17 protein-coding genes are annotated in these 10,591 nt (G+C 34.1%); 8 read left to right on the forward strand and 9 right to left on the reverse strand.

What is annotated here, in order from left to right; translation table 11 throughout:
• Nucleotides 1–38: 38 nt before the first annotated feature.
• A complete protein-coding gene (locus tag ACFCYJ_RS14355; RefSeq protein WP_376074611.1) occupies nt 39–374 on the reverse strand; it encodes a CHY zinc finger protein in 336 nt (111 codons plus the stop codon).
• 72 nt (nt 375–446) lie between these two features.
• On the reverse strand, nt 447–1,019 hold the full coding sequence (locus tag ACFCYJ_RS14360; RefSeq protein WP_376074612.1) for a DinB family protein: 573 nt from the start codon (nt 1,017–1,019) through the stop codon (nt 447–449).
• Between the two features lie 307 nt (nt 1,020–1,326).
• Between ACFCYJ_RS14360 and ACFCYJ_RS14365 the strand changes: the two genes are divergently transcribed.
• Together ACFCYJ_RS14365 and ACFCYJ_RS14370 are read left to right on the forward strand one after the other, a co-directional pair.
• Nucleotides 1,327–1,806, forward strand: coding sequence for a hypothetical protein (locus ACFCYJ_RS14365; RefSeq protein ID WP_376074613.1), 480 nt, complete (start codon nt 1,327–1,329; stop codon nt 1,804–1,806).
• A gap of 48 nt (nt 1,807–1,854) precedes the next feature.
• The gene (locus tag ACFCYJ_RS14370; RefSeq protein ID WP_376074614.1) at nt 1,855–2,385 is read left to right on the forward strand and encodes a hypothetical protein; all 531 of its coding nucleotides are present in this window, start codon (nt 1,855–1,857) and stop codon (nt 2,383–2,385) included.
• An 86-nt stretch (nt 2,386–2,471) separates the two neighbouring features.
• On the opposite strand, the gene ACFCYJ_RS14375 is transcribed toward ACFCYJ_RS14370, so the two are convergent.
• The 7 genes from ACFCYJ_RS14375 to ACFCYJ_RS14405 form a co-directional block, all read right to left on the reverse strand.
• Complete coding sequence (locus ACFCYJ_RS14375; RefSeq protein ID WP_376074615.1) at nt 2,472–2,678, reverse strand: hypothetical protein; 207 nt, start codon at nt 2,676–2,678, stop codon at nt 2,472–2,474.
• 105 nt (nt 2,679–2,783) lie between these two features.
• On the reverse strand, nt 2,784–3,131 hold the full coding sequence (locus ACFCYJ_RS14380) for a S8 family serine peptidase (protein WP_376074686.1): 348 nt from the start codon (nt 3,129–3,131) through the stop codon (nt 2,784–2,786).
• Nucleotides 3,132–3,156: 25 nt separating this feature from the next.
• Nucleotides 3,157–3,705: a S8 family serine peptidase gene (locus ACFCYJ_RS14385; protein WP_376074616.1), complete on the reverse strand. Its 549-nt coding sequence runs from the start codon at nt 3,703–3,705 to the stop codon at nt 3,157–3,159.
• A gap of 157 nt (nt 3,706–3,862) precedes the next feature.
• Nucleotides 3,863–4,084: a hypothetical protein gene (locus tag ACFCYJ_RS14390; RefSeq protein WP_376074617.1), complete on the reverse strand. Its 222-nt coding sequence runs from the start codon at nt 4,082–4,084 to the stop codon at nt 3,863–3,865.
• A gap of 594 nt (nt 4,085–4,678) precedes the next feature.
• Nucleotides 4,679–5,578, reverse strand: a complete 900-nt coding sequence (locus ACFCYJ_RS14395; protein WP_376074618.1) for a 3-hydroxyacyl-CoA dehydrogenase — start codon at nt 5,576–5,578, stop codon at nt 4,679–4,681.
• A gap of 202 nt (nt 5,579–5,780) precedes the next feature.
• Nucleotides 5,781–6,437 carry a hypothetical protein gene (locus tag ACFCYJ_RS14400; RefSeq protein WP_376074620.1) on the reverse strand — a complete coding sequence of 219 codons (657 nt, stop codon included), beginning with the start codon at nt 6,435–6,437 and terminating at the stop codon, nt 5,781–5,783.
• Between the two features lie 156 nt (nt 6,438–6,593).
• Entirely contained in the window at nt 6,594–7,226 is a 633-nt protein-coding gene (locus ACFCYJ_RS14405; protein WP_376074621.1) for a LexA family protein, read from the reverse strand.
• 353 nt (nt 7,227–7,579) lie between these two features.
• On the opposite strand from ACFCYJ_RS14405, the gene ACFCYJ_RS14410 reads away from it, so the two are divergent.
• From ACFCYJ_RS14410 to gpG, 6 genes are all read left to right on the forward strand, one after another.
• Nucleotides 7,580–7,978: a hypothetical protein gene (locus tag ACFCYJ_RS14410; protein WP_376074622.1), complete on the forward strand. Its 399-nt coding sequence runs from the start codon at nt 7,580–7,582 to the stop codon at nt 7,976–7,978.
• A gap of 585 nt (nt 7,979–8,563) precedes the next feature.
• Complete coding sequence (locus ACFCYJ_RS14415; protein WP_376074623.1) at nt 8,564–8,872, forward strand: hypothetical protein; 309 nt, start codon at nt 8,564–8,566, stop codon at nt 8,870–8,872.
• A gap of 33 nt (nt 8,873–8,905) precedes the next feature.
• Entirely contained in the window at nt 8,906–9,109 is a 204-nt protein-coding gene (locus ACFCYJ_RS14420) for a hypothetical protein (protein ID WP_376074624.1), read from the forward strand.
• Nucleotides 9,110–9,123: 14 nt separating this feature from the next.
• The gene (locus ACFCYJ_RS14425; RefSeq protein ID WP_376074625.1) at nt 9,124–9,465 is read left to right on the forward strand and encodes a hypothetical protein; all 342 of its coding nucleotides are present in this window, start codon (nt 9,124–9,126) and stop codon (nt 9,463–9,465) included.
• A gap of 26 nt (nt 9,466–9,491) precedes the next feature.
• On the forward strand, nt 9,492–10,067 hold the full coding sequence (locus ACFCYJ_RS14430) for a major tail protein (protein ID WP_376074627.1): 576 nt from the start codon (nt 9,492–9,494) through the stop codon (nt 10,065–10,067).
• Nucleotides 10,068–10,173: 106 nt separating this feature from the next.
• Nucleotides 10,174–10,500 (forward strand): phage tail assembly chaperone G, encoded by a 327-nt coding sequence (gene gpG / locus ACFCYJ_RS14435; protein ID WP_376074628.1) that lies wholly within the window; start codon nt 10,174–10,176, stop codon nt 10,498–10,500.
• The last annotated feature ends 91 nt before the right edge of the window (nt 10,501–10,591 follow it).

Genomic DNA, 10,591 nt, shown 5'->3' on the forward strand with positions numbered 1-10,591 from the left:
TTTAAGAAACTAACTCTTCAAGGTTTTGTTAAACGCTTTTAGAAAGTACATGTAGAATTATGATCCGTCCCAAAGTATATATGAAAATGCTTACTACAATTTGGATTAAAAAGAGTATGACAATGCTTACATTTTGTGCTATTCATATATTCATGAATCGTTAATTCCTTTTTACAGACACCACAAAATATTGCCTTTTCATCAAAATCCTCTTGTTTCCATGGCTGAATTTTATGATTTGAATTTTCCTCATGACATTTATAGCAAGGATAATACGCGCCACAACATTTGAATTTTATTGAAATAGTATCTTGCTTCTTAGAATAGTGTGTACATCTTCCTTGCTCATCAATAACATTTCCTAGAATAATCATAGTTCTAACCTCTTTTCTTTAATGAACTGGACATAATTTTTTTATTTCAAAATCTCCAATTTTCTAAAACGCTTAAGTTAAAACTTCGCTGGACGCAATCAATCTATTATATTGCCCCTCCATCATTCTAAAATGATGCTTTTTGTGGATGGCAAGTAGCTGGATCGACTGAATAAGGTTAGGATAGTGGGCGATGGGATCAGGAAAGACAATATGCCCGGCAATATCTTCCTCCATATTTTTTACTAATTCTTGCATTGCGCTCGTTTCGTTTACTAGTAATTGTTCGATTTCGTCACTGTTCAGCGTAAAACGTATTTTTGAAGGTGGCACTAATATGCCAGGAGCTCTCATGCCTCGCCCTTTTTTGTTTTTATATTCTTCGTAAATATCATGTATTTCAGTGGCGAATGGCTTGTTTCTTCGCATTCTTGCGTAAGGGGTGAGTAGTAAGGAAAATTTTGTTGCTGTTTTTAGCATTTTTAGGATGAGATAAAGGTGATAGAAATGTTCACCGATAGACCATTTTTCTTCTTTCTCACGATGCCAGAGTTGTTCCAGCGAGAGTGATTGAATACAAGGTAGGTAGTGTATTCGCTGCTCTTGTAATGTATGAAAATGATGCGCCATATTGTTAGATTTCATAATTTAGAATCTCCTTTATGCTGCTATTTCCATTTTAGGGACTTTTGTGGTGAAAGTACATGAAACTGACTTGGTCGGAGATTCCTACGACCTTTACAAATATATAGCTACTTATTATGTTTTTGTAACATTAGTAGAACATCTATTTCATAAGCATAGCGAGCGTTCAATAATTTAAACTAAAAATTTTGGTTGCCTATCCGATATGATAATAGAGGTTTTATTGTAAATAAATACTAACAATAACAATGTTAGGTTTATTTTTGGTAATAATACCTAATTATCTTTACGAAGAAGGATCATTGAAATGAAATTTACGAAATTCTTTAGTTTTCTGCTTGTAGTAGTAATGATGTTTTCGTTCACAACATCTACAACACTTGCTGCATCATCTTCAAAAACGGTTACTTTTAGGGATACAATGAGTCTAACTCTTGCTCAACAAACAAGTGGAGATTCTAGTGTAGCTACATTTAATTTTTCTGGATTACCATCTAATGCTGTAGTTACTAAAGTGGTAGTTGATGCCAATAGTGGTCTCACATATGGAGGTAACGGAGCAATTGTTTCTAATAGAGTGCATATCAAAAATGATTCTATGGACAATTATACTTCTGCCCCTTGGAGTTCGCTTAATAAAACTGAAATAACTACTGGAGTTATAGGACAACCAGCTGCCGGTACATGGTCTATTTATTATAATGGGACAAATGTAAGTATTTTAGCAGGTAGTTCATGGAAGAAATATTCCTCTCCAAAATTAACTGTTTACTATAACTATGAGTAAATAATAATGTAACTAATTATATTGTTCTCTCAAATATAGGAGGTACAAATGCGATTTCCAACTATAAGTAGTGATGCATTAAAATTGTTAGGTGTTGAAAGTAAATTAACACCTATTTCAATGCCAAGTTTTTCAGGAATAAATGCGATGCCGACAAAATCAGCTCCAGCGATGAGTGAAGAAAAATATAAGGAAGCAATTATTGGACAAGCTAAAAAAGATTTTGAAAATGACAAATTTGGTGGTCATAAAAATTCTTCTTATAGGACATTAAAGAAGAGTTTTGTATCTGTAGCATCACCTGATCGTAAAGGCTCGATAGCACAAATGTTAAGGCAATTACCATTCATGCAGCGTGGAAATGTGAGCTATTTAGAGGTGAAGGATGCGAGGGGGAATATTACTTCTACCTATTCGCCCCATAATGGTTGGCATGCGATTGGTACACGAGAAGAACATCTCCGTGAAAGTGAATTTAATGCGATTTATACAGAAGCTTGGCGCTCATTTAAAGCAGCAAGTCAAAATAATCAAAGTCATATCAGTACATCCAGCGGTTCTATTGATGTGTCCGTTTAATGGAGCTTTTAAAAAGTCAATTTAAGATACCATTATCAAGTAAACCCCTAGAATCTTTTCTAGGGGTTTTGTGTCGTATATAGCTGCTAGCGCTTGCCCGTTTTATTTTTCAGTAGCTTCAAACTCAGGACTAAATTGATTATTGATAAAGGGAAAGCTAACCAAAACCCTAAATGACCTAAGCGTTCCATTTGAATGGGTGATTGATTGTAAAAATAATTATAGGTAATACCTAGAACAAGTAAAATTGACAGCACAATATTGGTCGATGCAATTTTATTGTTGCTAGTCATAATTGCCTCCAATCGATCCTTGTATTGATGTATAGTATGCTTGGAATAAAAATCTGCTAAAGAATTTAAACGTCATGGCCTTGATTACATTCCTTAAGTAGTTGCTTATTTCAATTGAATAAAACCATTTCCGACCTGATTAATGGATAAGTTTTCGAATGGAAGAGCATGCGACAATAAGTAATCATACACATACATAGGAATCAAATGTGGTTCAGTACGATTTATCATCTTTATAATAAGTGCAGCGGCACCAGCAACAAAAGGCGCTGCCATAGAGGTTCCGGTCAACTCTACATAATCACTGTTCAAATGTGTAGATAAAATATTTTCACCGGGTCCAACAAAATCTAAATTTACATTTGTATTAGAAAATTTTGAGGGCGTTTCTGTGTCAGATATGGAGCCGACTTGTATGACTTCCTTATAAAATCCAGGGTATGATATTTCAATAGTATCGCTTTCTCCATCGCCTTCATTACCGGCAGCGGCTAACTAATACGATACCTTTTGAACGGGCATATTTTATAGCTCTATACAATTCTTCATGTGGTTCAGGACTACCTAGCGACATATTCATGATGTTTACTTTTTCTCCATTAGGTCCAGTCCAGTCAACGGCATACATAATTGCCTTAATCAAATCCTCAAAGCTACCTCTGCCCTTATGATTAATGACTTTTAATATAAGAAGTTTACTTTTGGGTGCTACACCTGTGATCCCTCTACCGTTATCAACGGCTGCAATAATGCCAGATACATGTGTCCCATGCCCGAGATAGTCTTGATAAATGATAGGATTACCTTCATCATCATCTGTGAAATTATAGCCATCAATAATATTATCCTTTAAACTCGGGTGGTCAACCTGAACGCCGCTATCTAATACAGCAACAACAGATTCTGAACCTTGATCTGTTTCTTCCCATAATTCCCTTGCCCGAATCTTATCTAAGTTATCGGATGCGTTAAGAGCTTTAAACAACTTAACGATTTTCACTGGTTTTAAAATGATTTCTGCGCTCATTATCTTCATCTCCTTTTACATAATAAAGTGATGAAAGGACGATGATAATAAAGTGAAATTCGCAATTTAAAGAAAAAAATACCCCCAAAATGTTAGGAAAGGTCTAACATTTTCGGGGGAGTACAGGATACGTATTGTCAGTAATGGATTCATCTCTTTAATTTTTAGGACCTATTCTTCCACCTGTTGTTAACCAACCCCAACATATCTCGAAAAACTTCACCTTTTTTTGTAATAAATAAGGAAGGCCAATAAACAACACATACAATAAAGCAAGAACCAACATACCAGTTACTATACTGTTTATCTGTGTAGCAATAAAAATGCTAAGGAACATAATAAGAAAATATAGTACAGCAATTCTCTTGTAGGCTATCATAAATTCCCCTCCTGTTCATACAATCATACATTAATTGGATGAAAGATGTAAGGAAATTGGTAATGGAATATTCCATTAAAAATTAAAATCCACCAAATAAAATTTAGGGTCTATAACCTAAATTATTTGGTGGGTTTATTTGTAAAAGGATCATATTTCATTAGCATGAATCTGACAATATTCCCTCAATAAATTAGAAGAAGTACTGGCATTTTTAATAAGATTTATTAGTAAATCGCGTTCTTTTGGAAAAAGACTGTCATTCGTTAAACAGCTTGTATAAAATGATTGAACTTCTCTCGCTTTACAGTAACAAGCCATTAGTTTTTCAATTTCCATCCAAACCAACCCAATCAGATCGAGTAGCCACCCGATCACTTCATCTGCAAACCCGATCAGTTTGAGTTACTACCGGATCACTTCAAGCTAATAGCAGATCACATTCACGGCCTACCTGAGCGAATCAAGAAGCTACCCGATCACTTGCCACGGCCAACCCGTACAATTCGAATTGCAACCTAAATTCCGACACCTTGAAAAAATAAAAAACGATGGACATAGCAAGATACTATGTCCATCGTTTTTATTGGTTGATTAGCCTTTTAGGAAATCAGGCTTTGCGAAGTTTGGGTTTGGATATTTATAGAAGCCTTCGCCTGTTGCGCGACCTAGTTTGCCTTTATCGATATACTCTGTTTTTAAGAGGTTGGCTAATTTTTTAAAGTTTTCTTCACCAGTAGCAGCGGCTTTCGCTTCTACAATGTTGAAAGCAGTGTTAATGCCGACAATGTCAAGAATGGCGAATGGACCTAGTGGTGCTCCTGTTCCGATCATCCATGTTTTATCGATTGTTTCTGGGTCCGCTACTTCTTTTACTAATAGTGATTCAGCAGCATCTAAAAATGGAACTAATAATGAGTTCAAAATATAGCCTGGTTGTTCTTTATATAATGGTAGTGGAACCATGCCGATTGCACGTGCGAATTCTACGACTTCATCGAATACGTTCATATCAGTGCCTGGGTGTTTCATAATTTCGGCTGTGTTGTTTTTCCAAATCGTATTTGCAAAGTGAAGCGCTATAAACTTCTCTGGACGACCAGTTGCTTCTGCAAATTGGCTTGGTAATAAAGTCGATGAGTTTGTAGCAAAGATTGTTTTAGCAGGGGCAAGTTTGCCAAGATTTGTGTAAAATTCTGTTTTAATTTTTACAACTTCAGGAATCGCCTCAATCACAAGGTCAGCATTTGCAACCGCTTCCGATAAATCACTTTTAAATGATAAACGTGCATATGCAGCATCCACTTCTTCTTGAGTCGCGCCTAAATCTTGTTGGTATAACGGTTTTAATTTTGTGATACGATCTTGTGCATTTTTTAATGCCTCATCATTAATATCGTATACCGTTACATTAAATCCTTTAAAAGCTGATTGATAAGCAATTTGACTACCTAGAACACCGCTGCCTGCAACCGTAATATTTTGATAATTCATCCTAAATTCCTCCCTTAAAATTGTTACATTAATATAATTGTTTGGATAGGGTATGCATCCCTTATTACAACTCCATACTACTTCTTTCGATATTGAAAAATCAAATGAAAGCCTCAGTTATTATAATGATATAAAGAGTTCTACGCTGAATTAATTTTCCGAAAAATATACCAATAAAAAATGCCACCCGAGAGAGTGACATTTAATTTCTGATATCTTCCAATGATTTATCCATTTGGCGTTCATTATATTTTATTGCATTACTATTAGTCGATTCGAGTCCCTTAAAAGTATAATTAGAATTTTGATAAAACCCAAAGACAAAATCGTTGATAGGCGTTTCTTCTTCTCCATAATATCTATTCACTACATATGCCTTAAAAATATTTCCTAGCATATATTCATCGTTTTGTACATCTTCTAAATATTTCTTATTTTTATACTCGGCAATAATGTAATCCTCGAATTCTTTGATTTCAGCCTTTGTAGCTGGATACTTTTTAGCGTAGGCTACAATTGTATCGAACTTTTCAGTAGGAGGGCTATTAAGAGAAGCAATTTCTTTTACTTTATCCTGCCAAGTTACATCTTCTGTTGCCTCTACTTTAGCTACAGGCTTTTTTTCAGACGTATTAGCTGCATTTGATTTATTTGCTTCATATTCAGGTGAAATATCCCAATAGGCTAACATACATAAGATCATAAAGATTATGGGAATCGTAGTAAATTTCAGCATTTTTAGAGCTTTAATTCTATCCATTTTGATGAAATGGAAAACTGCAAGAAGAAGAAAAACAACTGCTATAACGATACTGATAAGAGTGATAAGGACTAATATATTTACAAGGGTATTTACCAACTATTAAAACTCCTTTCTTTAGATAGAAATCTTTCTGTTTATCAAATATTTTAATATATAGAATAAAATAGAACTACAATCTAGCTAAAATTTTATGCTACAAAAAAGAACAGCCCTTGAGCTGCCCTTGTATTAAAATAAAATTTCACATGCTACTTATAGCGTAACTTTAAAACTGATAGCTTTTCCAATAATCTTTGCAGGATTATTTTGGTCTACTATATAAGGCTCATGTTTTGGGTTATCTGGCATTAGTAAAATGGTATCACCTTGTTTTTTAACACGCTTAAGAGTTGCTTCTGTATCTCCGTTTACAAGTACGGCTGCTATCTCACCGTATTCAATTTCACTTTGCTCTCTTATTAAAACTTTAGAGCCATTTGGTATAGTCGGCTCCATCGAATCACCTTTTGCCACTAAAGCAAAAATATTTCCTGCGGGTAATAACTCGGAAAACTCGTACATATATCCTTCGACATTTTGCTCCGCTAGAATAGGCTCCCCGCAAGCGATGGTACCTAAGATTGGAATTTTCATAAAGTTTGGCTGTATTTCTATTAAATTTGTTGGCTGCTCTTCTGTTAAATCAGAACGCCTAATATTAAAGTAGTTCGCCATTAATTGAATTTTATCCGGTCTAGGGTATGTGCTAGCTTTCATCCAATTAGAAACGGTTGTCTCTGGTAAATTTAAATCTCTAGCCATATCTGTTTGATTTAAACCTCTTTTATCCAATTGTTGTTTTAAGTTTATGGAGAAGACGATTTTGAGTTTATCTGATTTATCCATATAAAAGCACCTCCTTAACTATAATAATACCGATAATCAGTAGTTGTGTAAACTTTAAAGTACCTTTTAAAGGAATTTTACACTTGACTATACCGTTTAAAGGTATTACTATTAATTTACATTGTATAAGGAAGTAACAGAATCTATAAAAATACAAGGAGATGGATTTTGAATGAAATAAACAAAGAGATGTTCACAAAGAAAGGCAATAGAGAGAATTGCTATATGTATTATCTCTCAATAAGATAAAAAATTTTATAATAAAGTACCGTTTAAAGGTATTTTTATATTTTTAATGATGCTACCTTATTTTCAAAGATTAATAAAAAATAAAAATAAAGCAGGTGCTAAGTATGTATGAATGGTTAAGAGATTATCAGCAAATTGAAGATGAGATTACATATTTGGAATTTAATTTAGAGCGATCACAAAAAGAGTTAAGACGTTGGGTCAGTGGCGATTTAGCAGGAGTAAAGCTTACTGCAGAATCTGATGGCGCGAAACTAGAGGAACGGATAGAGCGAATTGAAAGAGAATTACAAATTAAGCTTACTGAACAGAAGAATTTTATGGAACTTATTAGTAAATTCGATGGATTGAATCACAAAATTTTAAAATCGAAATATATAGATGGTATGACATTAGAAGAAATAGCTGAAGAGTTAAATTACAGTGCAAGCTATATTTATAAAAAACATGCAGAAATTGCTAAAATGATTAGATTTGCCCACGAAATAAAACTTACACATTGATACCTTATAGTATGAAATTTCTTATTAACTGTAGTTAGAGACCACTTGTGAAAAGTGGTCTTTTTTATTGGACAATGGTAGATTCTCATTTCCCTTAACTGACACCCAGTAGTATGAATAGAAACGATTGAAATTCCATTATATGATGGTAGTGTAAAAGTTCGGTTAATGAACAACATATATTTTAGTTAGAGATTACTTAGAAAAAAGTGATCTTTTTTTAAGGAAAGCTCCTATAAGTGAACTTTCCCATAACTGACACTCAGTAATGAGAATAGAAACGATTGAAATTCCGTTATAAGATGGTAGTGTAAAAGTTCCGTTAATGAACAACATATACTTTAGTTAGAGATCACTTAGAAAAAAGTGATCTTTTTTTAGGGAAGTTCCGATAAGTGAACTTTCCCATAACTGACACTCAGTAAAGAGAATAGAAACAATTGAAATTCCATTATAAGATGGTAGTGTAAAAGTTCGATTGACGAACAACATATACAGGAAAGATAAATAACTATCAGCTAGAAACCACTTAAGTCGAGTGGTTTTTTTGCTCATGAAAATTAATAAGTAGAAGGGTGTGAGTAGATGGAGCCTATTTACGCAAAGTGTAATAAATCATGTGGGCACAAATTTTATGTTCAACATTTTAAAAAAGACAAGCTGCAGGATGCGATTGAGAGAACTTATTTTACTTGTCCAAACTGTGGTCGAGAGTATGTATGTTTTTACACGGATGATCATACACGTAAACTTCAAGCTGCATTAAGAGAGCTGCATCGAGAAATGAAATGGGTTGAAAAAGATGAGCTAGAGGGGCTAAAGAAAAAAGAGTCTGACTTAAAACAATTAATTTCGAACGGTATGGCTAGTGCTAGAAAATTGATTGAAGGCTAATTGAAATAATGCTCTTGAAAGGAGGTGAATAAAGTGAATAGGAACACAAGAATGAAAACGTCTACTGGTTTCTTTTCAGTAGGCGTTTTTGATATTCCGAAAATCAGTAATTGTAAACAGCTTTTATATACCGAGAAGCCAACATCATTAGAACTCTTACTTTATTTAAGAAGTTCAATATTTCATTCACTGAAAGGAGATATTATTTTAAAGCCTTACCTACAATTTAAAAAGTAGATTAGGAGAAAACTATGAGAGATCTAATGAATCACATACCTGTTACATTAGAGCCATTAGGTCTGCCTATCATCTTTAATGGATATCCTACGGGCTCAGAAAAGCCAAATCAGTTCATTACCTTTCTAGAGATAAGTGCAAAGCCTATCTTTGAAGTCGATGGAGATGAATTGGAAATCGAGAGGATTGTACAAATCAATGTATGGTCCAATTCGAATTATCATCAGCTTGCAGAGAGCATCAAACGGTTGATGGGAAGTGCGGGCTATGAGCGAACTTTAGAATATGATGAACCAACTACGACAGGCGAGTCTCACTATAATAGGGTGCTACGATTCGTCTTATTTGATGAATAATTATAAACAATTAGGAGGTCATGTAAATGACAACAGTAAATGAAAAACCACAAAAAATTAGCTTAAAACGTATTCACTATGCACTAATGACAAATGAACAAACAGAGACATGGGGTGAAGTGAAAACTTTAACAATGCCTATCTCCATGACACTTACACCAAATTTCTCAGAAGCGCATTTAGATGCTGGGGATCGTGTAGTGGATCAAGAAGCACAATTGGATTCTATCACAATTGCTGGTGAAACAGCGGATTTACCAACAGATGTGCTAGTAGATTGGTATGGACACAAAAAATCTGCTGAAGGCGGTATTATTACAAACGCAAATGATACACCAAACGCGATTGCAATTGGTTTTGAATCAGGCTCTAAGCTGGTTTGGTTATTAAAAGCAAAATTAAAACCAGGTGAAGAAACAAATACAACTCGTAAAAAAGGTGAAACAAGTTATAAAGTATATCCATTCGGCGGTGAAGCATTACCACTAATCGATGGTGTTATCAAACATACGGTAGATACACGAGATACGGGAGTAACAGTGACTGCAGAAACTTTCTTTAAAACGGTTGCAAAACCAAATGAAACAGTTGAAACACCATAATTGATGAGAAGCCCTTTTAAGGGTTTCTTTTCTTTTTTAATTAAAGTCTCTTTCGAAAAGCAATGAAAGCATTATTAACGAATAATACGAAAAGAAGGATGGATGAATGATGCAAATTACATTAAAAATGAACGGACAAGAGAAAATGTTCTCAAATGACTTTGTGAAAGCACGAGTGTTCCGTAATGCCTTAAAAATGAACGAAAAAATGCGTAAAGAAGGTAATGAAATTTCTGTAGAAACATTTGATGAGATGATTTCCTTTGTTGTGAACGTATTTGATAATCAATTCACAATTGATGATGTATGGGATGGTTTAGAGGCCGGTAAATTACAAGATGAAATTATGCGAGTTTTCAATAACGTGCTAAATATTGGTGGACTTGAAACAAAACCGGCTCCTAATGATGCTGAGGGAAAGCTAGTGGAATAACACCTTATGAATATATTAAAAAATTTTATCGAGATTTAATAAAAGAAGGTTATAAATTACATGAAGTCGACGAAATGGATATTCATTTTTG

Origin of the sequence: Lysinibacillus sp. NPDC056232 (assembly GCF_042267565.1) — a bacterium.
In the GTDB taxonomy this organism is placed as follows: Bacteria; Bacillota; Bacilli; order Bacillales_A; family Planococcaceae; genus Lysinibacillus.

Excerpts from the sequence above, each read along its gene's own strand:
- ACFCYJ_RS14355 (WP_376074611.1), bottom strand. The coding sequence starts at position 374 with ATGATTATTCTAGGAAATGTTATTGATGAGCAAGGAAGATGTACACAC.
- ACFCYJ_RS14360 (WP_376074612.1), bottom strand. The coding sequence starts at position 1,019 with ATGAAATCTAACAATATGGCGCATCATTTTCATACATTACAAGAGCAG.
- ACFCYJ_RS14365 (WP_376074613.1), top strand. The coding sequence starts at position 1,327 with ATGAAATTTACGAAATTCTTTAGTTTTCTGCTTGTAGTAGTAATGATG.
- ACFCYJ_RS14370 (WP_376074614.1), top strand. The coding sequence starts at position 1,855 with ATGCGATTTCCAACTATAAGTAGTGATGCATTAAAATTGTTAGGTGTT.
- ACFCYJ_RS14375 (WP_376074615.1), bottom strand. The coding sequence starts at position 2,678 with ATGACTAGCAACAATAAAATTGCATCGACCAATATTGTGCTGTCAATT.
- ACFCYJ_RS14385 (WP_376074616.1), bottom strand. The coding sequence starts at position 3,705 with ATGAGCGCAGAAATCATTTTAAAACCAGTGAAAATCGTTAAGTTGTTT.
- ACFCYJ_RS14390 (WP_376074617.1), bottom strand. The coding sequence starts at position 4,084 with ATGATAGCCTACAAGAGAATTGCTGTACTATATTTTCTTATTATGTTC.
- ACFCYJ_RS14395 (WP_376074618.1), bottom strand. The coding sequence starts at position 5,578 with ATGAATTATCAAAATATTACGGTTGCAGGCAGCGGTGTTCTAGGTAGT.
- ACFCYJ_RS14405 (WP_376074621.1), bottom strand. The coding sequence starts at position 7,226 with ATGGATAAATCAGATAAACTCAAAATCGTCTTCTCCATAAACTTAAAA.
- ACFCYJ_RS14410 (WP_376074622.1), top strand. The coding sequence starts at position 7,580 with ATGTATGAATGGTTAAGAGATTATCAGCAAATTGAAGATGAGATTACA.
- ACFCYJ_RS14415 (WP_376074623.1), top strand. The coding sequence starts at position 8,564 with ATGGAGCCTATTTACGCAAAGTGTAATAAATCATGTGGGCACAAATTT.
- ACFCYJ_RS14425 (WP_376074625.1), top strand. The coding sequence starts at position 9,124 with ATGAGAGATCTAATGAATCACATACCTGTTACATTAGAGCCATTAGGT.
- ACFCYJ_RS14430 (WP_376074627.1), top strand. The coding sequence starts at position 9,492 with ATGACAACAGTAAATGAAAAACCACAAAAAATTAGCTTAAAACGTATT.
- gpG (WP_376074628.1), top strand. The coding sequence starts at position 10,174 with ATGATGCAAATTACATTAAAAATGAACGGACAAGAGAAAATGTTCTCA.